At 42.5% G+C, this 21784-nt stretch carries 17 protein-coding genes and 1 pseudogene; 5 read left to right on the top strand and 13 right to left on the bottom strand.

Features of this window, described 5'->3' with window-relative positions:
* On the top strand, positions 1 to 2436 hold the full coding sequence (locus FD724_RS23555; RefSeq protein WP_179074294.1) for a DHH family phosphoesterase: 2436 nt from the start codon (positions 1 to 3) through the stop codon (positions 2434 to 2436).
* A 76-nt stretch (positions 2437 to 2512) separates the two neighbouring features.
* Here FD724_RS23555 and FD724_RS23550 read toward each other — a convergent pair whose 3' ends face one another.
* Together FD724_RS23550 and FD724_RS23545 are read right to left on the bottom strand one after the other, a co-directional pair.
* Positions 2513 to 3184 carry a pentapeptide repeat-containing protein gene (locus FD724_RS23550; RefSeq protein ID WP_179074293.1) on the bottom strand — a complete coding sequence of 224 codons (672 nt, stop codon included), beginning with the start codon at positions 3182 to 3184 and terminating at the stop codon, positions 2513 to 2515.
* A gap of 272 nt (positions 3185 to 3456) precedes the next feature.
* Positions 3457 to 4131, bottom strand: coding sequence for a cadmium resistance transporter (locus FD724_RS23545; protein WP_179074292.1), 675 nt, complete (start codon positions 4129 to 4131; stop codon positions 3457 to 3459).
* Between the two features lie 81 nt (positions 4132 to 4212).
* Between FD724_RS23545 and FD724_RS40380 the strand changes: the two genes are divergently transcribed.
* Positions 4213 to 4392 (top strand): hypothetical protein, encoded by a 180-nt coding sequence (locus FD724_RS40380; protein WP_218651473.1) that lies wholly within the window; start codon positions 4213 to 4215, stop codon positions 4390 to 4392.
* A gap of 448 nt (positions 4393 to 4840) precedes the next feature.
* Positions 4841 to 5278, top strand: coding sequence for a cyclic nucleotide-binding domain-containing protein (locus tag FD724_RS23540; RefSeq protein WP_179074291.1), 438 nt, complete (start codon positions 4841 to 4843; stop codon positions 5276 to 5278).
* A gap of 58 nt (positions 5279 to 5336) precedes the next feature.
* On the opposite strand, the gene FD724_RS23535 is transcribed toward FD724_RS23540, so the two are convergent.
* From FD724_RS23535 to FD724_RS23500, 8 genes and pseudogenes are all read right to left on the bottom strand, one after another.
* Positions 5337 to 6731, bottom strand: a complete 1395-nt coding sequence (locus FD724_RS23535; RefSeq protein WP_179074290.1) for a cobyrinate a,c-diamide synthase — start codon at positions 6729 to 6731, stop codon at positions 5337 to 5339.
* A 36-nt stretch (positions 6732 to 6767) separates the two neighbouring features.
* Positions 6768 to 7385: pseudogene (locus FD724_RS23530) on the bottom strand (S-layer homology domain-containing protein); the annotation flags it as partial.
* Positions 7386 to 9072: 1687 nt separating this feature from the next.
* Positions 9073 to 9789 carry a conjugal transfer protein TrbI gene (locus FD724_RS23525; RefSeq protein WP_179074289.1) on the bottom strand — a complete coding sequence of 239 codons (717 nt, stop codon included), beginning with the start codon at positions 9787 to 9789 and terminating at the stop codon, positions 9073 to 9075.
* A gap of 545 nt (positions 9790 to 10334) precedes the next feature.
* Positions 10335 to 12497 carry a tetratricopeptide repeat protein gene (locus tag FD724_RS23520; protein ID WP_179074288.1) on the bottom strand — a complete coding sequence of 721 codons (2163 nt, stop codon included), beginning with the start codon at positions 12495 to 12497 and terminating at the stop codon, positions 10335 to 10337.
* Positions 12498 to 12884: 387 nt separating this feature from the next.
* Positions 12885 to 13064 carry a photosystem II assembly protein Psb34 gene (gene psb34, locus FD724_RS23515; RefSeq protein ID WP_179074287.1) on the bottom strand — a complete coding sequence of 60 codons (180 nt, stop codon included), beginning with the start codon at positions 13062 to 13064 and terminating at the stop codon, positions 12885 to 12887.
* A gap of 170 nt (positions 13065 to 13234) precedes the next feature.
* The gene (gene thiO, locus FD724_RS23510) at positions 13235 to 15223 is read right to left on the bottom strand and encodes a glycine oxidase ThiO (protein ID WP_179074286.1); all 1989 of its coding nucleotides are present in this window, start codon (positions 15221 to 15223) and stop codon (positions 13235 to 13237) included.
* 99 nt (positions 15224 to 15322) lie between these two features.
* On the bottom strand, positions 15323 to 15727 hold the full coding sequence (locus FD724_RS23505) for a hypothetical protein (RefSeq protein WP_179074285.1): 405 nt from the start codon (positions 15725 to 15727) through the stop codon (positions 15323 to 15325).
* A gap of 16 nt (positions 15728 to 15743) precedes the next feature.
* Entirely contained in the window at positions 15744 to 16082 is a 339-nt protein-coding gene (locus tag FD724_RS23500; RefSeq protein WP_179074284.1) for a 2Fe-2S iron-sulfur cluster-binding protein, read from the bottom strand.
* Between the two features lie 75 nt (positions 16083 to 16157).
* Between FD724_RS23500 and cimA the strand changes: the two genes are divergently transcribed.
* Positions 16158 to 17819: a citramalate synthase gene (cimA, locus tag FD724_RS23495; protein ID WP_179074283.1), complete on the top strand. Its 1662-nt coding sequence runs from the start codon at positions 16158 to 16160 to the stop codon at positions 17817 to 17819.
* A gap of 129 nt (positions 17820 to 17948) precedes the next feature.
* Positions 17949 to 18419, top strand: coding sequence for a cobalamin biosynthesis protein (locus FD724_RS23490; RefSeq protein WP_179074282.1), 471 nt, complete (start codon positions 17949 to 17951; stop codon positions 18417 to 18419).
* Positions 18420 to 18423: 4 nt separating this feature from the next.
* Here the strand turns inward: FD724_RS23490 and FD724_RS23485 are convergent, their stop codons facing one another.
* The 3 genes from FD724_RS23485 to FD724_RS23475 form a co-directional block, all read right to left on the bottom strand.
* Positions 18424 to 18777: a phage holin family protein gene (locus FD724_RS23485; RefSeq protein WP_114081850.1), complete on the bottom strand. Its 354-nt coding sequence runs from the start codon at positions 18775 to 18777 to the stop codon at positions 18424 to 18426.
* 539 nt (positions 18778 to 19316) lie between these two features.
* A complete protein-coding gene (locus tag FD724_RS23480; RefSeq protein ID WP_114081848.1) occupies positions 19317 to 20402 on the bottom strand; it encodes a peptidoglycan-binding protein in 1086 nt (361 codons plus the stop codon).
* A 91-nt stretch (positions 20403 to 20493) separates the two neighbouring features.
* Positions 20494 to 21765, bottom strand: coding sequence for a pitrilysin family protein (locus tag FD724_RS23475; RefSeq protein ID WP_179075604.1), 1272 nt, complete (start codon positions 21763 to 21765; stop codon positions 20494 to 20496).
* Positions 21766 to 21784 lie beyond the last annotated feature (19 nt).

Genomic DNA, 21784 nt, shown 5'->3' with positions numbered 1-21784 from the left:
ATGCCAGAACAACAGCAGTGGACTATAACAGCAACCGAACAACCCCCGGAGTGGTTCATCCAAGCGGTGAAACAGCATACACCCGCATCAAGTGGAATATATGCAGCACAATTGTTGTGGCAACGGGGAATTAAAGATAATCAACAATTAACAGCTTTTATTAACTATAAAGCTTATCAACCAGCGAGTCCCTTTGAGTTTGGGCAGGAAATGCAGTTAGCGATCGCACGGTTGCAACATGCATATAACGCTAAAGAAAAAATAGCTATCTGGGGAGACTTTGATGCTGATGGGATTACCGCTACATCTGTACTTTGGGATGGATTAGGGCAATTTTTTAAACAAAATACTCAGTTAATTTTCTATATTCCCAATCGCCTGAAAGAATCTCACGGACTCAATAATCAAGGGATTGATAACCTAGCAAAACAAGGTTGCAAATTAATTGTTACTTGCGATACTGGCAGCACAAATATTGAGGAAATTATCTACGCTAAACAGCTAGGCATAGATGTAATAGTTACAGACCATCACACTTTACCCACCGAACGCCCACCCGTCGCAGCAATTATCAATCCCCGCTATTTTTCAAGGGAACATCAGCTATTTAATCTTTCTGGGGTAGCTGTAGCTTATAAGTTAGTCGAAGCGTTATATCAAAGTCTGCCTAATGTTGCAAAACATCCGTTAGAGGATTTATTAGATTTAGTAGCAGTAGGATTAATTGCCGACTTAGTGCAGTTAAGTGGAGATTGTCGCTATCTAGCACAGTTGGGAATTCAACGACTGCAAGAAGATTTTAAACAGCCACCAGCAGCGCGTCGTCGTCCGGGAGTGGGGCGATTATTAGAATTGTGCCAGAAAAGTGGCGATCGCCCCACAGATATTTCCTTTGGTTTAGGGCCAAGAATTAACGCCGTTAGCCGCATCCAAGGTGATGCCAGTTTTTGCGTTGAATTATTAACCAGTCGAGATGTCAAACGTTGTAATGAATTAGCCGAAGTTACAGAACTTGCAAACACCAGGCGCAAATCTTTGCAAAAAGATGTGCAAGCGCAAGTAGCACAAAAACTTACTCAATTAGACTTATCAACTACTAGCGTCATCGTTCTAGAAGATGCCCAATGGCCTGCGGGTGTGTTGGGCTTAGTTGCTGGACAGGTAGCACAAGAAACAGGTCGCCCGACTATTTTGTTAAGTACAGAAATAGCAGGGGGAGATGAGGGAGATGGGGGAGATGAGGGAGAAAATCTTACTTCCTCATCCTCCTCATCCCCCTCATCCCCTCCCCTCGCCCGTGGTTCCGCCCGTTCGGTGAACTCCGTCGATTTATACCAACTTGTGAAAGACCAAGCACATTTGTTACATCGCTTTGGCGGACATCCCTTTGCAGCCGGGTTGAGTTTGTTAGTAGAGAATATTCCTTTATTTACAGCAGCGATTAATCAGCAGTTGCGGCAATCTTTAGGTAGTACAACCCTAACGCCAACCGTGCAAGCAGACTTGACGGTAACAGTTGCAGACTTGGGAAAAGAGTTATTTTTAGAACTGAAAGTGCTAGAACCTTGTGGAATGGGTAATCCTGTTCCGAAGTTGCTAATTCAAAACTGCTGGTTTGAAAATGCTTGGCATCGTAATCAGCAGGATTGGCAAGGGAAAAAGGTACAGTACATTAAAACTGAGTTTGATATTCGGGATGATTCTGGTAGAAGTGCTTTTCCTGGCTTATGGTGGGGACACTACAAAGATGAATTGCCCATAGGAAGGTGTGATTGCATAGCTGAATTAGACTACAACACCTTTAAAAAACGTTATGAAATCAGATTAATAGCTGTTCGTCCCAGTGTTAACTCAGCACTTAACACTCAACACTCACCACTAATTTTAGACTTACGGAATCAGGAATACTCACAGGCTACGGCTAACACAACTCAAGACTTAGCGTTGATTCTTGAAGATTGTCCCACAAGTTGGGATAATTTACGCCTATGGTTGCGGCGATGTCTAGCGATAAGCCGCTCCGCATCTACGCTTTCCAATCAGCAACAATTAGCGATCGCTTGGTCTAAACCCAACCACCAACCACCCAATCAAATTTGGCTGACTCTTGTCGGAATTGCCAAATATCTCAGTCGCACAAATCAACCAGTTACCCGTGTCCAACTTTTAGAGAAAATCGGCATCAGCGACCAAACTTTACTTGTAGGAATTAAAGCCTTAAAACATTTAGGGTTCACAGTCAAACGACAAGACAATTATTTACAAATTACCTGGCATCCGAGTGATAGGGCAGAAAACCTTGTTGATGAAGCGGTGGCAAGGTTTTTAGCTGCTGTCCGAGAAGAACAATTTCAGCAACAGTATTTTGCTGACGTGCCTTTATCTACTATTGTGGCGATCGCAAATTCCGACAATTATATGAGTACAAACCTTTAAAAATAAAAGCCTGTATTCATTACTGAATCAGGCTTTTGAGGTTTTTGTTAAATTTACACTCAGAACTTCAGTTTAATCACTGAACAGTGAATCCTTCAGGTCTGATCGCATCTTCCAAATCAACCCCCATCAGGTTAATCCCCTGGATGTTTGCATTTGTGAGATTTGTCTTTTCCAAGTCTGCGCCCTGTAAGTTAGCCATTTGCAGATTTGCTCCCAACAGGTTGGCTTTTTCTAAGTCTGCATCAAATAGGTTTGCTCCCACAAGGTTTGCTCCCAAAAGGTTTACCTTACCTAAATCTGCTCCTTGAAAGTTTGCCCCTTTTAAGTTTGTTTGCTGTAGGTTAGCCCTTTCTAAGTCTGCATTTTGTAAGTTAGCACCCTCTAAATTTGCCGCTTGCAGATTGGCATCCTTAAGCATTGCTCCAGTTAGGTTACATCCAACACATTCATTAGTTTGTAATAAATGTCTAACATTGGTTGCTACAGATACAACTGGAGGTATAACTGGGGAAGTTACAGATTCTATTGGCGGTGTAACCGGAGGTATGACTGGAGCTAGTTCAGACTCCATTGGTGTTGTAACGGGAGATGTGATTGGAGCTAGTTCAGACTCAGTAGGTATGGATGTTGTTAATGTTTGAGCTTTAACTGCTTGCTGGTCAAGGAGCGAAAATCCTGCTACAAGTACCACAAATACTGCTGTTACAATCCACCGAGCTAGTTTTTTGGAATTTGATTGATTCATGAGTTCCTTCCTATCATTATTCGTAGTAGTGGGTTTACTTTTATAAGAGCCATCAATAATGTGCTTTATTCTCACTTTAGATAAATTGATTGATAAGATCAAATATTATTTTTATTCAAGTTGATAAATTCAAGTGATTAAAAAATCTTTTTGGATGGAAAACGCTCAGGTGATTGTTTGGTTATGTCAGGGAATAGCACCCATCTGCGTAGGCGTAGCCCGTCGTAGACATCGCATCCCCAAGTAACAAGTTTTCAGTTCAGGTGTAATTCCTAATTAGAAAGCATTGCCAGACTAGGTAACAGTCGATATGATTCACTTTTAATTAAGATAGAAAGTCCCAGGTAAATTAAGACAAATGGGAAGACTTTTCGGCCGAAGCGGGTTAAAACGGGGGTCATCAGAGGATTACGAGTCAGGTTGTAAGAAAGGAAACACCACGCCCCAATACTGAAATAACAAACACACAAAATTACACTCAAACTTGGAAGATTACTACTAGCAAACAACGGTACATAGATCCCAATGTTGTTTCCTCCATTGGCAATGGTGACAGCAGAAACGCGGTAGGTTTGAGGATCGCGGATGGTTGCTAATAATGATTTATTCTGGCGTTCAGATTTAAGAGGAGACTTTAATTCAACTGACACAGCTTGCACTGTCTCTCCTTCCTCTTCTCGACTGATGAAATTACTGATACCAATAGCGATGGGAAGCAAACCTAGTAATCCGATCCAGGTGCTAGGAATCAGAAGACCACCGAAGAAACCGGGGAGACTAGCGCATACTAAGGTAGTAAATCCCAGAAATTCACCGATAATAATATGCTTAGGACGAAAGCTGCGATTGACTTTTCCAAAAAAAGCTGTCAAATATAAATTGTCGTCAAAGGTGGTGGCAAAAGCGACAGAGATTCCAATAAATAATGTACTAATTAGCCAACTCATAATTGTTGCTCACGATAATTCAATGCTGTTATTTCCTAGTCCTTCTCTGCACCTCGCGGTGAGGGTAGATAAGGAGATTTTGTGACTGTTTTACCTAATGACAGCCAATTGAGGTTCGCTAGTCATCAGCCAGTTCCCCAGTTTTTAGAGGCGATTGCCTCTAATCAAATTGGTGATTTTTTCTCAGCAAGGTACCTTGGAGCTAATGAAATCAATATTATGGCTTGCAACCATATAAGAGCAAATACTCTTGTTTTTTAAAACGATAAATAAAGGTGATTGATAAACAGTCTGTTTTATAGGTGTTGCTTTAGCGGGGCTGGCAAGGTTTTTAACAAAACTACTTTCCCCTAGACTGGCAGTTGGTTAAGCTTCATACTGAGTTACTATCTGAGAAGTTTAAGAGCGTAGTTTACCGCCGTAGGCATCGCTCGTATCAAAGACCTGACTGTTCACGGCATCTGGAAAACCTCTCTCTAAATCTCTCTCCTAAAAGGAGAGAGACTTTGAATTTTCCCTCTTCCCGCGTCGGGAAGGAGGAGTTTAGGTTTTTGGTGGACTTTTCACATAACGGGAAAAGTCAGATCAAACACAGGCTAAAGTTTGAGATATTCTTGGCGGCTAGCGTTCAACATCGGTTAATATGACTAATTGCGCTCTGCCTTCAGGTTTAAAATTTACAGTAATTTTTTATGTTTAACTTGTAATTATGCTAACCAGTGTTGACCGTTTATTATTTGTCCGGCGAGTCCCGATTTTTAAGGAATTGCGGGATGATTTTATTGTGCGGCTCACTTCAGTGATGAACGAACTGTCATTTCCAGCTAATTACACCATCTTTCGCCAAGGAGAAGAAGGGCGATCGCTCTACATTGTCGTTTCAGGCCGAGTTAAAGTTCACATTGGCAATAAACAACTTGCAGAGGTGGATCAGGGAAAATATTTTGGTGAGATGGCAGTATTTGATACTCAACCTCGTTCTGCCACTGCAACAACTTTGGAACCTTGCGAATTTTTGGAACTGACGCAAGAACAATTGTATGATGCGATCGAAGAAACTCCTGAAATTGCGGTGAATATCATTCGTGAGTTATCCCGTCTGATTCGCAAGTTAAATGACGATATGAATTTATCGAACTCACGTTAAAAGAATATATTCAAAATCTTTTCCCCTTTAACCGGACTGTATTGGGGTATTGGGGGGTCTATGATGTGTAAGTTCTACATTCTTTAAGAAACTGTTCGGGAATTTCTCTACTTTTTCCCCAATGCAGATGAACATAAGAAGCATGAACATTTGCAGGTAAACCCCATCCCTCGCATCCCATATTTTCATCACAATCGTAGCGAGAAGTTTCAAATAGGGGCTTAGTGGGAGTTAAGGTTAAATGGGAACGATGAAATTCATGTCCGTGAACAGCTGTACCTGCTTTCACTAACAGATTATCTTGCAAAGCTACTGCACGACGATACCCCAGAGTTAAACGCGCACCCATAACAGCAGATGTCGGTAAAACTCCCGTCATCGCCCAAGATTTACCCTCAAAATCGATAATTTGCTCACATAAATACATTAATCCTCCGCATTCAGCGATCGCAGGCATTCCTTGGAGAATTGCTGTTTTCACTCCATCACGAACGCTGGTATTTTCTGCTAGTTGCTGGGCAAAAACTTCTGGGAAACCTCCGCCAAAATACATTCCCTGGACATCTTTTGGTATTGCAGCGTCTTCTAATGGACTCCAGAAAACCAGTTCTGCACCAAGTTGTTGCAGCAAATCGAGATTGTCTTGGTAATAAAAATTAAAAGCGCGATCGCGCGCGACTGCAATTCTGATGGAGGAGGGAGAATGAGGCGGATTAGGGGGAGGAGGGAGAGGTTGTGATTTTAACAGGGGTAATAAGTTTTGCCAATCGAAGCAAGTATCTCCTAAATCGGCGAGGCGATCAATTAAAGCGTTGAGTTCAGTAAGTTCTGCTGTAGGGACTAAACCCAAATGGCGATCGGGAATTGTGATGTTATCTTGACGACGCAACACGCCGAGAATCGGTAATTCTAAGGGTTTTAGGGCATCTTTAAGGAGAGAGAGGTGGCGATCGCTTCCCACGCGATTTAATACTACCCCGGCTATTTTAATTCGGGGGTCAATAGATTGGTAGCCGTGAGCGATCGCAGCGACAGAACCAGACAAGCGACTGCAATCAATCACCAACACCACAGGTAAATCTAAAAGCCGTGCAATGTGTGCCGTACTTGCAAAGTCAGTAATTTTTCCTTTGTCATTTGCAGAAGACAAAGAACTAATGACCAATGACGAAATTCCATCAAATAATCCCATTACCCCTTCTACTAGGGCATATTCAGTCAATTGACTATGACGGGCAAAACATTGCTGAACGTAGGTTTCTGAAGTCAACACTGGGTCTAAGTTGCGACAAGGACGACCAGTTACGTGTTGATGAAACATCGGATCGATGTAGTCTGGGCCTACCTTGAAAGATTGCACCAAGCGATCGCGTCGGCGTAAAGATGCTAAAAGGGTAAGCGTGACTGTTGTCTTGCCTACCCCACTACGTTCTCCAGCAATGATTATAGACATGGATAATTGTTGATTAGGCAGTTAATTGCTGAGGTTTGACACGACATAAGGCGAGTTAATTGCTGAGGCTTGCTTAGAACTAACCAGTGCTTGGTAGATAAAAGCTGCTACCTGGGCGCGAGTTGCGGTTGCGGTTGGATTCAGGGACTTCACATTAGGATAGTTCACCACAATTTGCTTTTGGGTTGCGGCTGCGATCGGGCTACGGGCATAGCTAGCGATGTTAGAGGCATCGTTGAAATATTTCAGAGTGTTTTCGGTATTGCCACCAGAAGTATATCCCAGACCGTTGGCAAGGGAAACCAAAACCTGCTGGCGGGGAATAGCTTGATTAGGTTGAAACCGATTACCGGGATATCCAGATAAAAAACCAATGGTATAGGCTTGCCCAATTGCACTGTATGCCCAATAGTTGCTAGGCACGTCAGCAAAATTGATCGCCTGCCTCTGCTGTGATTTAGGGAAAGCTTTGTTGACCATAGCGGCAAATTGAGCGCGTGTCACCGGTTCTTCAGGGCGGAATCTACCATCAGGAAATCCAGCAATTACACCACGCTGTGACAATTGTTGAATAAATTGTGCCGCCCAATAGTTAGATGAAACATCAGAAAAAGCAATTTGAGCTAAAGATTGCGGGGAGCATCCCGCTTGGATAGGTTTCCCTTGTAAACTATAAGTTACTGACTCACAAACAAAACCTGCGGAGTTAGACTCTACATAAATCCGTGTTGGTGGATTTTGTTTATCTAGTCGCGATTTCCAATCATTAGATATTTTTTCGATAGTAGGATATTTTTTTAAAACCTGTGAATCTGCAACAATATCGTGAGTTCCCTTAACACTTATTTTAGAAACATTAAGGTATATATTATAATCATAAACAACGTTTTTATTTTTATTGTTACTATTAATATCTTTGCCAGGGTAAGCATAGAGAATATTGTTTAAAATCCTGACATCAGATGATACATTAGCAAATATTTGCCCATCTTTAATTTCAGGGCTTTGATTATTTAAAACAGCAGTGTTATTTACAATATCAACATGATCGCTTAAGAATGTATGAATACCTGAGCCACCATTATTAAATGTCAGATTGTTTTTAACTAAAGTGCGTCCTTGATATGCGCCCAGTTTTGAGTTATTCTGATCGTTTCTTGTAGTATCAATAATAATACCATTCCCATCTGTGATCTTTCCAACTGCAATCCAAGGGATGTACATACGATTGTTGTAAGCCTTGTTGTTGGTAACAAACATTTTGTATCCCTGGTTTTTGTCAGAATTCCAATTATTCAACATTGAAATACCACTAGCACCATAAACACCATACCAGGCATTATTGAAAACTACGTTATTATCTACTGTCACATAATCTGATTGAATCGCTGAAATACCTGCTCCTCCACAGTCATGCACTTTATTGTTCAGAATACGGATGTGATGAACATGACCACTGGTTCGTCCGTCAATGCTGATGCAGTTTCCACTCGTGAGTGGGTTTTGTCTGTTATTCTTCTCACTCATCGCATAATCAAGAGTTATATTGGCATTATTCCCTATAACCTCCAGTCCGTTGATCTCAATATATGAAGCTCCACTTGAAATTAGAATACCGCTCCATGTATTGTGCTGAATTTTTGGGAAATGTCCAGGATATGCTTTATACCTAATCCAGGCATTTGCAGTTCCAGAACGTTTAATACTTACTACACTCAAAGCTTTGGCTACATTTTTGTAGACTCCATTCATAATCAATACTGTATCACCAGGGTTGGTAAGGTCTGCTGCTTTCTGAATTGTCCTAAATGCGGATGAAGTAGAAAGTCCGCTATTTTTGTCGTTTCCATTACCACTAACATAGTATGTTTTCGGTGTTGAATTCGCGCTAATTAGCTTGTTGCTAGATAGGCTAATTTCGTTGTTAGTGGATATCTGAGGGGCATTTTCAACTAAAGATACTTTTATCTTTTCTCCCTGAGTCAAAAGAATTAACACCACGGGAATTGCAAGAGATGTGCTTAAAATTAAACTTTTACTTACCATAATAAAATGCTCTTTTATACACTACTTGAGAAAAAATATCAGGATATTAGGTAATTTTGAATACTCTTTTAGATAGAGAATAAAATAGAGATGACTTTCCTAGCTCTTTCCTTCAATAGCATACTTCAATAAGTATTCCAATAAATATCGATGGTGATGAAGACGATATAGAGATATGATAGTTGCTATTAAATAGAATTTTTTAGGTCTAAAAATGAAGGCGATCGCACACTCTAGTTAAAGTGGCGATCGCCTATGAGGGGTGATTAAAGTCACGACTTGAATAGAGTTAAATCTAGTAGCGCGAGCGTGGTACTAAATTCAAATTAGAATTCAGTGTGAGCCTTAAATCTTGTGCGGGTCTGATGACAAACACATTTGCTTCTTTTTTCCGTAATAGGACACTTGCACCTGCACCCGCAGCCGCACCAATAACAGGTTTTAAATCATCAATTCTGTTGTTACCAGTAATTAGTGAACCTAAAAGACCAGCGCCTCCACCAATAGCTGCATCAGTTAAAACCTGACCAGTGCTAGGGCCCTGTGAAACTTTTTGAGTTGTGGTGTATGTCCGAGAAGTTGCATTAATCGACTGACGCTGACCATTAGAAAATTCTAATTCTTGAGCGACAAACCGCACGCCTTTTCCTTGGTTGTCATCTGTATTTCTTGAATAATTATCTAAGTCAACAGATTCTAGCCGTCCATTTACTTTAGTTCCAGCAGGAATTAAGACATTTCTATTTCTGTCGATAATGTCATTGGCTATTCTCAAGGTTATAGATTTACTTTCCCCAGGAGCAATAGTAATAGTCTCTTTCTCGTAGGTGACAGGAAAAGCAACCCCAGAAGGAATGGTAACGTTTCCATATTGACTATTATTTCTGTCTTGCCCAATTCTGTATTGTGCATTGGCAGGAGCCAAGCTTAATAGGGGGCTAGCGACGCTTGCGGTAACGGCTATTGCCATTAGTGCAGCAGTTCTAGATTTCCATTGATGTGAGCGAGCCATAAGAGGGTTTTCCTTTGTGTATGTGATGTATTTAATGACGGTGATTTACTGAGTTTGTTTCTGACTGTTTTTGAACCTGTCTATAAGCGTATTCCGAAGATAAAAGCACTTATTATGGGAGCCTGTGCGATCGCAACTCTAAATTAGTATCCTGCCAATGTGCGTCACTCAAATCAGAGGCAAGACATTTTTGCGACATAAATGAGTATCATTTTGTTCCTAAGTGTTGTTTTATTACTTGTGTCCACATATCTAAGCCCTTAACATAGAGGCGATGGGCTAACTGCGAACTCTTACTTCCATTTTAAATTGATTTGCTAGGAATTGGGAAATATTTTCGTTTTCTTAACGAATGATTTACCTATGGTACTGATAGTCACAGAACCATACAAACTAAACCTACGCTGGCGGGGTTTAATTTTTTATTATCCACAAAAGTTATGAAATAGAGATACCCGAAAAAGTGAGAACATCTGCTTGAACAGAGAACCTTACTTGATACCCTGAGCAATTGTCAAGTTGATATTAAGTTACTCCTCAATGCCTTATAACTTTGACAAAATCTCTGGTAACAACTGACTAGGAACTTTAGATAAAGCTAGAGTTTGTCCCTGTATCCCTAATTCATTATGAAAAGCACGAATAGTTTTCACCACATAAGTGAAGGTTGTTTGATAAGCCTCTGATTGTTTGCTCAATCCGTTTAAGGCTTGCAAATGGTAGTCTAAAGCTAGTTCTAAGTGTTGAGAATGTGTTGCTTTGTCACCATTAAACGACTTATCTATTACTAGCTGATAATGCGCTAGTGCCAAGTTATTATAAGAGGCAAGCAAATCAAAGCTTAAAGGAGTACCGCTAAGTGATTGAGCCAAAGCTATAGCCTCTTCATAAGCGCTGATACATAGTTGCAAATACTTTTGACGTGCCTCTTTAGTTGTCTGAGAAAGGTTCGCTAAGTGCCAGTAGGCAGTACCTAGATTATTTTGTGTAGCGGCGCAGGCACTGGGAACATTAGCTGGAGTGCGATACTTAAGAGCTTTGCTATAGACATTAATAGCTAGCAGGAGATTTTGGGCAGGTTGCTCATATTGTGCCAGATTCCAACAGGCAGTACCAATGTTGTTTTGAATCATCCCATACTTGAGCGGTTCCTCTTCGGGGTTGTAGTATACGAGTGCTTCGTTGTAAGCTGCGATCGCTTTCTTTAAATGCACAATCGGTTGGTTGTATTGCCCTAGATGCCAGTAAGCAGTACCCAAATTATTCTGGCAAGCTGCATACTTTAATGAATCCATATCGGCTGTACGGTAGCTGAGTGCTTCATTGTAGGCTAATATTGCATGCTGCCAATTTTCAGATGGGTGAGAAAAACGAGCTAAATCACCATAAGCCGTCCCCAAATTATTTTGCACACGCGCGTAAGTTTCCCGATGCGTCTGCGGTGAAATCATCTTTAATGCCAACTGATAAAATTCTATTGCCTGCTCTATATAAGTTTGTCCCTCCTCAGAATTGGGTGGTGTACGGTATAACATCCAGTAGAGTGTACCCAAATCATTCAAGATATCTGGAAGTTGTGGTGAGCTTTCGTCATAGCTAATAGCCTCCTGATAGGCAATAATTGCCACCATCAGGTTTTCTAGGGTTGACTCTCCTTGCTCAATCCGAAGGCGGTATAAAGTGCCCAAGCGATGATAAGCTTCTGCCAGTACATCCCCTGAAGCTTGCTTTTCGTGTAATTCTTCAATCTCCAACAAAATCTGCTGCGGTTGTAAATAATTTTCAGTATTTTTATCCCTACTTGCGTTAATTGTTGCGATTATTAGCTCTGTTAACTCGCTACTTACATAAGATAAAGACAACAGCGATTGATTATTTTTACCACTACCAGACCTATTAGTAAATTCCTGGGTTTTGTGTACGCCATTCCCTTGTATCTCTGCTGGGAAACCAGAATTATTCTCAAACTTGAACTCAGAGGTTGGGGTTTTGAGTTCTGCTTGGTTAACTGATTTATCTAAAACCGACTGCTCAATATTCCCTAAATCCAAGTTTCTCGAAGGTGAAAAACGTTCTGGATAGCCTGCATTTTGAGTCGCGGGTGTGGGTTCTCCAGCAAACACAAATACACCAGTCCGGCAACGCCAAAATTGTGGTGCTGATTGCTTGATGGCAGATAACCAAGGACGCGGTATCCACAACAGTAGGTTAGATTCTAGGAATCGACTGGATTCTTGTGTAGAAAAATATTGCTCACTTAAGCGCAGATAGTGTAAAAATAAACGCTGTGTTGCTACTGTTTCTTTTGTGAGATGTTCCACGCCGACAATCTGAAATGCTGGTACTGGAAAAGGTCTTCCAGGGGTATCTTTTGATGCTCCAACAATTGGTGGTGGATAATTAGCTAACCATTGATTTATCTGAACTATGGGATTGGGTTCGTTTAAATTTAAACGCAATGTGACTAATCGCGGATAAGCTGGAGTGCTATTTTCTTGGGCATTTGATGACTGATATAGCACCTGTCCAACAGGATAAGCCAATGTAGAATGCAAGCGAGCTGCTACTTGATTTCTTAGGTGTAAATCATCACATACTGCTAAAAAAAGTTGTCGTCGTAAGCCAAGGCTTAGGGCAAGTTTCAGGCGGTGGTATACTTGCCGATTCAAAGTAGAATTATTGTTGTGTGCAGTATCATTCACGCTCATAGCGGCTAAAAAGCCAAAACATAGTACATATCAACGTTTTGGGTATATCTAAGTGGGCTAAAGTCATACAGCAGTTTTCTTTTGTATGAAGTACAAAGCTACGGATTTGGAGGCTGAAGGTAGGAAGCAGAAATTTTTGATATGTGATTTTGAGTCCTACATTTTATAGCTCACTTATTTGCAAACTGCTGTAATAAAAATTATTTTTAAGTAGATGTTGTGTTGCTCAGAATAAATTCAGCCTTCAAGTCTAACAATCATAAAAAGTATAATTATATACTTTAATTGCTAGTTCAATTTTAACAAAAAATAAAAAAGCAGGCCCCTCTTAAAATCGGAACCTGAAAAACGATAAAGAAGATTAAGTTTTCTGAAAATATTTTATGATTAACTGCTCTTAGAAACGAAGAAGGCGACTAGAATCAAGCCGACAACCAAAGCTGTAGCGGCAATTCCTAGTATGAGATAAGTTCGTTTTTGCCCTTGTGTTGGAGGTTCTGCTTGATAAATCTTTGGTTCCCGGGCAAAATTATTCAGAAGGCCGCCTTCTTCATTGATATAGGGCATGAATTAATTCCTTTATCTTGATACTTCATTTAATGTTACATAAATGCTAAATCCGCTCTGAAACTGCTAGACAAATCGTTACATTATTGGGCATTGGGAATTGAAAAGAGGTAGAGGGGCGGGGTGCTGCTCTTGCTGAGGGGAAAACTCCTCTCCCCATTCCCCATTCCCTAATTAGTAATCGTCCCGGTGAGAGGTGAACTAGGACTGGCGTAATCTTTGATCGGCATCCTGCCAGCAAGGTATGCTAGGCGACCGGCGACTGTTGCTAAATTCATGGCACGAGCCATTGCTGCTGGGTTTGGAGAAAGAGCGATCGCACTATTAATCAATAAAGCATCTGCTCCCAATTCCATTGCTTGAGCAGCTTCTGAGGGTGAACCAATACCAGCATCTACCACCACTGGCACATTCGCATTTTCGATGATGATTTGGATGTTGGCGGTTGTTTTTAGCCCTTGTCCAGAACCAATAGGCGATGCCAAAGGCATTACTGTCGCACAGCCTACTTCTTCTAAACGCTTGGCTAACATGGGGTCAGCGTTAATATAAGGCAACACTGCAAAACCTTCTTTAACTAATTGTTCTGCGGCTTGCAGCGTCCCAATTGGGTCTGGAAGTAAATACTTAAGGTCAGGTATAACTTCTAACTTAACAAAGTTATTATCTTCCTGCCCTAACAATTTCGCCATTTCTCGCCCCAGACGCGCCACCCGAATCGCTTCTTCAGCAGTTTGGCAACCTGCGGTATTGGGTAACATCCAAATTTTTGTCCAATCCAAGGCTTCGGCTAAACCTTCATGTCCGGGGGCCTTGGTTTGTACCCGTCGGACAGCCACGGTGACAATCTGGCAATCACTGGCGGCGACGCTTTGCTGCATTTCTTCAATACTGCGATACTTACCAGTTCCCGTCATCAAGCGGGATTGGAAGGTTTTGCCAGCAATAATTAGCGGCGAGTCTTGAACTGGGAGGGAGGATATAGCAGGACGATTCCCGTTGGAGAAGTTGGCAGAGTGAGTCAGCATTTGAGTGGAGGTAGATGGCTGGGATTGGAAACGCGAATAGTGGAAATCAGCAAGTAGAGGATCGGGCTTTTGTTCTAAGATTAAATCGGCAATCAATGTGGTTGTTACGGGTGTAAGTAGAATCCCGTTACGGTAATGACCCGTGGCAAGGGTTAAATTTTGACAGTGGCTAGTACCAAGAATAGGTAATTCATCGGGGGTAGCTGGGCGAAATCCCCACCAGAACTCTTGGATGGGATAATGCTTTAATTGAGGATACAGCCGGATGGCAGCTTGTAATAATTTTTGAATGCCGTCTGGGGTATTGTTGGGGGTGAAACCAACGTCTTCGCTTGTTGCCCCAATAATCAGGCGATCGCGTCTTGGTACGATGTAAATATTATCCCCAAACAAAATCCGCTTTAAGGGCACTTCCGGCGCAAATTCTGGTAGCCGTACACTCAGCATTTGTCCTTTTCTGGGTAGCACGGGTAGCGGCAATAACTCATTTGACCAAGCACCTGAAGCTAAAACATAGTGCGCGGCGCGAATTATCCCAACATTGGTTTGCACGCCAACCACTTGTCCTTGCTGCTGTAAAAATGCTTCTACTGTAATACCGTCTTTGAGTTCAACACCAACACACTCAGCCGCCGTCCGCAAGACTTGAGCTAAAGCCTTATTATCAACTTGTGCATCTTCAGGATACCACCAGCCACCAACTACCTCTGCTCCTAATCCTGGCTGATATTGATGAATTGCCTCTTTATTTAACCAGTAAGCCGGGGAAGAGGCAGGAGGGCAGTGGGAAGGGTGCAGAGGAGAGATTTCCCCCTTCCCCCTGCTCCCTTGCGCCTCTTCAAAGACGGGTGCGAGAATACCACAGGCACGGTAGCCAGTATTTAAACCAGTTAGTTCTTCTAGTTTAGTTGTCCAGTCGGGATATAAAGCACGCGATCGCCAACACAATGAACGCATTGCCTCATTAGTGATGTTTTCCGCGTCTGGTGCTAACATCCCGGCGGCGGCGTGGGTAGCGGCAGCTTGGAAGTCACGACAAAGCACGGTGACGTTTGTCCCGCGCATTTTTAGTTCAATAGCGATCGCTAAACCAATAACGCCGCCACCAATAATTACGATCTCACTAGTCATTAGTCATTTGTCATTAGTCATTTGTCATTAGTCATTAGTACATAACTAATTAACTCATAACTTATAACCTATAACTCGTAACTAAAGACGGATATATCGTTACCACAAGGCGCGAATTGGTTCGTTGCCTTGATTGACATCGCTGGATGGCGTGTTTTCGGAACTATCTGTACTGCCGTCTGTTGTACTGTCAGCAGGTGATGTTGAGTCATCAGAAGGATTCTGAGCAACGCTGCTTCTGTTGTCAGGTCTTGGGGCTACAATACCGCGTCTGTTTTCGTTTGTTTCGGTTGTTTCGGTTGTTTCGTTTCCTTCCGTTGCAGTTTCTTCATTTTTGCTGCCAGCACTGCTATTAACATTGATATTAGCTGGCAGAACTTTTGCTGCTTTACCACTGGGAGCGTTAGCACTTTGCACGCCCATAGGAAAATTGATGCCTAGTAATGTACCAAGCAGAATGGCTAAACCTCCAGCCATTAAAATTAGGGGTGTCCATCTACCCATCTTGTCTTACTCCTTTTTAACCTTTTGGTGTCCACACTATTCGAGAACCTTGTCCCCAAAATCCATCAAACTTTGTCACTTTCACATCGCCTAAAACCTGAGTTTGGCAGGCTAAACGCAAGTCTGTTGTAGGAGAATGGGGAGGAAGCGAACGCCGGGCTTGATCGCGCCAATTTGCTGCTGATACTTCGCCCTCTACCTTAACCGCACAGGTTCCGCAACTGCCAATGCCCCGACAGTTTATTACCTTAGCACCGTCATTGTAGAGGTGAATACCATTTTGCAGCAAAATTGTTCGGAGATTGCTTCCGCTTACGCACTGAATTGTTTTACCTTCAGCTAGTACTTTAGGCATTTTTAAATTGCCAAACTGGCTTTTTGTTGTATATTGACACATTGCCTCAAAAGTTGTCTCGTCGGTCCCAGTTTTATGACCACAAATTCCTCACCTCAACTTTGGCTCTATGACACTACATTACGGGATGGCACTCAGCGCGAGGGGCTATCTGTATCGATAGAAGATAAGTTACGCATTGCCAAGAGACTTGATCAACTGGGAGTTCCCTTCATTGAAGGCGGTTGGCCTGGTGCTAATCCCAAGGATGTACAATTTTTCTGGCAACTCCAAGAAGATCCGCTAAAACAAGCTGAAATTGTGGCTTTTTGTTCGACTCGACGGCCCAACTCCACTGCTGCAACCGAACCGATGCTACAAGATATTTTGGCTGCGGGAACTCGCTGGGTAACGATTTTTGGTAAGTCTTGGGATTTACATGTCACAACTAGCCTCAAAACGACATTAGAAGAAAATTTGGCGATGATTCGTGACACCATTGAGTACCTCCGTTCTCAAGGTCGTCGCATTATCTACGATGCCGAACATTGGTTTGATGGTTACAAGCACAATCCAGATTATGCTTTACAAACATTAGAGGCTGCGATCGCATCTGGTGCTGAATGGCTAGTCCTCTGTGATACAAATGGCGGCACTTTACCTCATGAAATTGGGCAAATTGTTCAAGATGTCAGTAGTCATTTGTCATTTGTCATTTGTCAAGAAACAATGACGAAGGACAACGGGCAAAGGACAATCCCCCAAATTGGAATTCATACTCATAACGATTCCGAAATGGCGGTTGCTAACGCAATAGCCGCCGTAATGGCAGGGGCAAAGATGGTACAGGGCACAATTAATGGTTACGGTGAACGTTGCGGTAATGCTAACCTCTGTTCGTTAATTCCCAATTTACAACTGAAGCTGGGTTACAGTTGTATCACAGAAGACCAGCTAACACAACTTACAGAAGCTAGTCGTTTTGTTAGTGAAGTCGTCAACCTCGCGCCAGATGAACACGCTCCCTTTGTGGGACTTTCGGCTTTTGCCCACAAGGGCGGTATTCATGTATCAGCAGTAGAACGTAATCCCCTGACTTACGAACACATTCAGCCGGAACAAGTCGGGAATCATCGCCGCATTGTGATTTCTGAACAGTCTGGACTCAGTAATGTTCTAGCCAAAGCCCGTAGTTTTGGGATTGACCTCGATCAACTAAAGGCAGAAGCCAAGGAAATTCTCCAACGTCTCAAAGATTTGGAGAGTGAAGGATTTCAATTTGAAGCAGCAGAGGCCAGTTTTGCACTACTGATGCACGAAGCTTTGGGAGGTCGCCAGAAGTTTTTTGAAGTCAAAGGTTTTCAAGTACACTGTGACTTGATTGAGGGGAAAGAAACTAGTAACGCCCTAGCTACAGTCAAAATCGCTGTTGACGGCAAAAATATTCTGGAGGCGGCAGAAGGTAATGGCCCCGTTGCTGCCTTGGATGCGGCTTTACGCAAGGCTTTGGTGAACTTTTATCCCCAAATAGCAACCTTTGATTTGACGGATTACAAAGTGCGGATTCTCAACGGACATACGGGGACTGCGGCAAAAACCCGTGTGTTAGTAGAATCAGGCAATGGTCGTCAACGCTGGACGACGGTAGGGGTTTCGACCAATATTTTGGAGGCTTCCTATCAAGCGGTGGTGGAGGGCTTGGAATACGGTTTGTTATTGCACTCCCAGGCAGAAGCGGCGGTGAAAGTTTCTAGTTGACAAAATGGGGTATTTAGTGTGGGGATAGTTTGCGTTTTTCGATAATCAGGGGAAGCGATCGCACTTTGGCGATCGCTTCCTATAAGCCAACACTAAATCTTGAAGAATTGAATTAAGGAAATACACTAAGTGCAACAGGTTTTCTGGGTAGGAATCGGTTGTAAGCGGGGAACCTCATGGCAGTTGATTGATTGGGCTATTGAGCAAGCCTTTCGAGAAAATCAACTTTTTCAAAGTGCGATCGCAGGGATTGCCACCATTGACGCTAAAGCCTTGGAAGTTGGTTTAGTAGAAGTTTGCCACCTACGCAATCTGCCTCTAAAAACCTTTTCTGCGGAAATTCTTTGCTCGGTCTGTGTCCCCAACCCTGCCACAATTACTGACCACAAAGTAGGTACACCTAGCGTAGCAGAGGCAGCTGCTATTCTTGCAGCGACTCAAGCATCGTTGTTGACTGCTCCCCCCTTTACCAGCACAGAAGCATTGGGAGTAACGTTGTTAGTTCCTAAACAAATTTTCCAGCTACAAGGGCAACCAGGAGCTGTAACGCTAGCTGTTGCCCAAGCCTCAAATATTACGAGTATTACAAAAATTAACTAATTTTCTAGTCAACAACTCTCAACAAATAGTTAATTATGCTAGAAACAATAGCTAGTACGATTGAACCTAACAAAGCAGGTAAAAAGCCTTGAATCTCAAAACCAGAACCAGGGGTTAAAGCACTTGCCAACCAAAGTGTTAAAGCATTGATTACCAATGTAAATAAACCAAAGGTGAGCAAGGTAATCGGAAAGGCCAAAATCTGCAAAATTGGTCTAATAAATGCGTTAACCAGACCAATAACCAGGGCAGCGACTAAGGCAACCACAAAATTCTTGATAAAGAATCCCGGAACGATATTAGCAGTAATAAATAACGCCACCGCAGTACCGAGCCAAGTTAATAAAAAGTGTTGCATAAGTTTTTTTAGAGGAATTAGCAGTAAGTTTAATTAATTTCACTGTTGCCAGTTGTGATTTGTAGCACTATGATGTGTCTTTCTGCTTGACTCATAAAGTTGCTATTATCCTTTGTCAGCCCAAAAATAATGTAATTTTTCTGTCCTGGCATAGAGAGATATTTCTAATCGGTGTATCTTTATCGTATTGCAGGATGTACCGGATTAAATTCATCAAGAAGAATTCAGAAGTTAGAATGGGCTACGCTTGCAATACCGTGCGGTTAAGTAATTTTTTGGTTGAGGCAGGCAGGGGAAGAAGAGAAGTAGGGGGACAATACTTTTCGGTTAAGGGGGAAAGAGGAAAGGGAAAGGGTTTGAATTTCCCTTTCCCCTTTCCCCTTTAACCTTTCCCCAGGCCAAAAGAGAGATTATTGGGTTTAACCGAAAAGTATTGCTTCTTTACCTTGGGGACTTCCAAAAAAGAAATAAGTTATCAGAACTTCGGAGCATCTTGCCCGCACAGGCAAAAGAGACGCTGGCTATGCCCCCTAGTAAGGCTAGCGCCGCAAAAGAACCTCCCAGGTAGAGCCACCAACTACACCGTCAGCTTCTAAACCATACCGCTTTTGTGCTGCTTTCACAGCAGTCTCGGTTGTCTCACCAAAGTCTCCATCGGCATCGCCTTTCAAGAAACCAAGCTTTTTCAGTTGTTGTTGCAACTTCACAACTTCAGAACCACGTAATCCTATACGTAAAATTGGCAATCCTTCAGAGGTGTATTGAATACCAGGAGTTCGCTGAGTAGATGTGTTTTTCTGAGTTCGAGTACTTTGCCCAGTCCGTGTAGCTGACTGAGTTCTAGCAGTTGATGTAGTACGATTTGGCGTTTTTTGTGTGCTTGAAGTTGTAGCTTTCCTTGGAGTAGCAGGTCTTGGCTCAGGGCTAGTCGCAACTTGTGTTACAGCTTTTTTTGGTGTAGCAGGTCTTGGCTCAGAGCTAGTCGCAACTTGTGTTACAGCTTTTTTTGGGGTAGTAGGTCTTGGCTCAGGGCTAGTCGCAACTTGTGTTGCAGCTTGTCTTGGGGGGTTGGGGTTAGGATTTGCAACGTTGGTGAGGCTGCTAGCCTGGGTTGGAACAGGAAAATTTGTAGCTGAGTTAAATCTTGGCTGGGATGAAGGGATATTTGATGCTGCTACTGGTTGATTAGGGAAAAGTCTTTGCCAAGTGCTGGCATCAACAACACCATCTGGATTCAAACCAGCTGCTTGTTTAAAACGGGCAACAGCACTGGCCGTATTCTCACTATAAATACCATCTACTGCACCAGAGTAAAAACCCAAAAGTTTCAGAGCTGCCTGAAGTTCAGATACGCGTTCGCCTTGGCTACCAACTTTGAGGTTAGGGCGGCTGATGCTATCTCCAGGATTTATTTGGGCAATTTTTTGTGGCGCTGCTATTGATATTAAAGGTGTTGAAGCAATAAGCAGAGGCGTTGCGGATAACAAGAGTATTTCAATGGCTGAGAAAGATTTTGACCTCTTTGTCCACCAACTTTTTTGCCGTTTTTCCATTCCACAGCGATTTACAGTGGGGTCTAGTAATTTTAAGTAACTCAAAATACTGGCTGTCAGGCTGCTTTGCATGGAATTTACTCCCAGAATATTCTCATGCTAATGGTACAGCCGCTTGGTCTAAAAAACAGCTGCTCTATTTACGATGTCTCGGACGGGCTATTTACGCGATCGCTCGATTAATTGCTTCTTCTTGACCAACTAAAGATAAATAAGGTGATTTTAAATACTTACTAGCGGCAGCGATCGCATCTTTGGCACTCACCGCCGCAATCAATTCTTGAAACTTGGTATCAAAATCAATTCCTAAGCCCAAAATTTCATACCAGCCATATATCTGAGCAATTTGCCCGTTTGTTTGTTTACCCAAGGCGTACTGCCCCAGAATTTTATTTTTCGCAGCTTGGAGGGCGCTTTCTGATACTTCAGTGGTAGACAATAAATCTACTTCTGTACGTAGTCCTTCTAGGGCAATACTGGTATTCTCTGGTGCTGTACCCATGTAAACTACAAATGAGGCTGGAAATAGCCTTGTGGAGTAAAAAGCAGATACTTCGTAAGCTAAACCGCGTTTTTCGCGCAATTCGACAAACAAGCGACTAGAAAGCCCATTTCCCAAGTAGGTACACAGCAACTTCAGGGCGGCGTAGTCAACAGAACTTACCGATGTTCCCAAATAACCGAGCATCACGATTGATTGTTGTGTCTGTACTGGCTTAACCTTTACCTGTGGTTCCACTTTAATTTCAGGTAAATTCAGTATTGGTAGTGCTTGGGCTGGTGCTTGCCAATCAGCAAAAACTTCTTCCACCAATGTTGTTGCATCTGTGGATGTGACTCTACCAGCAATACTAATTACTACATTATCTGGGCGGAAATAAGTTTGATGATACTCTACTAAATCTGCACGAGTTAAGTTGCTCATAGTAGTTTCATCTCCCAGCACTGACATAGAGTAGGGATGATTTTGGTACATTACCTGCCGCATTTGCTCAAAGGCGACATTGAACGGTTGCTCTTTCTGCGAACGAATATCTTGGAGTGCTAAACGGCGTTCTAGTTCCACTTGAGTTTCGGGAAAAGTAGGCGATCGCAAAATCCGCCCTGCCAATGCTAAAATCTCCGCAAAATCTGATGTTACCGTCTTGAAAGACAGCAAAAAATAATCAGTGCCAGCATCCGCACTTAAACTTGCTCCTACAGACTCGACTTTTTCAGCAATTTCTAAGCTAGAAAGTCCATCGCATCCCTTTGTCATCACTGCTGATAGCAAATGCGCCAACCCTGCTTGCTCCCGGTTTTCGTTACAACTACCGGCACGCACAAAGATCCGCGCTGCAATAATATCCGCAGCAGGGTTTTCTGCCGCCAGCACGACAATGCCATTATTCAATACGGTGCGATGGATAGGTGATTTTTGCAGCAAGGTTGTCATTTGTCCTTTGTCATTTGTC

Origin of the sequence: Nostoc sp. C057 (genome assembly GCF_013393925.1) — a bacterium.
Classification (GTDB): domain Bacteria; phylum Cyanobacteriota; class Cyanobacteriia; order Cyanobacteriales; family Nostocaceae; genus Nostoc; species Nostoc muscorum_A.
This window is presented reverse-complemented; position numbering and strand designations above follow the sequence as displayed.

Bases quoted from the DNA above. Each gene is read 5' to 3' on its own strand.
- FD724_RS23555 (WP_179074294.1), top strand. From the start codon at position 1: ATGCCAGAACAACAGCAGTGGACTATAACAGCAACCGAACAACCCCCG.
- FD724_RS23550 (WP_179074293.1), bottom strand. From the start codon at position 3,184: ATGAATCAATCAAATTCCAAAAAACTAGCTCGGTGGATTGTAACAGCA.
- FD724_RS23545 (WP_179074292.1), bottom strand. From the start codon at position 4,131: ATGAGTTGGCTAATTAGTACATTATTTATTGGAATCTCTGTCGCTTTT.
- FD724_RS23540 (WP_179074291.1), top strand. From the start codon at position 4,841: ATGCTAACCAGTGTTGACCGTTTATTATTTGTCCGGCGAGTCCCGATT.
- FD724_RS23535 (WP_179074290.1), bottom strand. From the start codon at position 6,731: ATGTCTATAATCATTGCTGGAGAACGTAGTGGGGTAGGCAAGACAACA.
- FD724_RS23525 (WP_179074289.1), bottom strand. From the start codon at position 9,789: ATGGCTCGCTCACATCAATGGAAATCTAGAACTGCTGCACTAATGGCA.
- FD724_RS23520 (WP_179074288.1), bottom strand. From the start codon at position 12,497: ATGAGCGTGAATGATACTGCACACAACAATAATTCTACTTTGAATCGG.
- psb34 (WP_179074287.1), bottom strand. From the start codon at position 13,064: ATGCCCTATATCAATGAAGAAGGCGGCCTTCTGAATAATTTTGCCCGG.
- thiO (WP_179074286.1), bottom strand. From the start codon at position 15,223: ATGACTAGTGAGATCGTAATTATTGGTGGCGGCGTTATTGGTTTAGCG.
- FD724_RS23505 (WP_179074285.1), bottom strand. From the start codon at position 15,727: ATGGGTAGATGGACACCCCTAATTTTAATGGCTGGAGGTTTAGCCATT.
- FD724_RS23500 (WP_179074284.1), bottom strand. From the start codon at position 16,082: ATGCCTAAAGTACTAGCTGAAGGTAAAACAATTCAGTGCGTAAGCGGA.
- cimA (WP_179074283.1), top strand. From the start codon at position 16,158: ATGACCACAAATTCCTCACCTCAACTTTGGCTCTATGACACTACATTA.
- FD724_RS23485 (WP_114081850.1), bottom strand. From the start codon at position 18,777: ATGCAACACTTTTTATTAACTTGGCTCGGTACTGCGGTGGCGTTATTT.
- FD724_RS23480 (WP_114081848.1), bottom strand. From the start codon at position 20,402: ATGCAAAGCAGCCTGACAGCCAGTATTTTGAGTTACTTAAAATTACTA.
- FD724_RS23475 (WP_179075604.1), bottom strand. From the start codon at position 21,765: ATGACAACCTTGCTGCAAAAATCACCTATCCATCGCACCGTATTGAAT.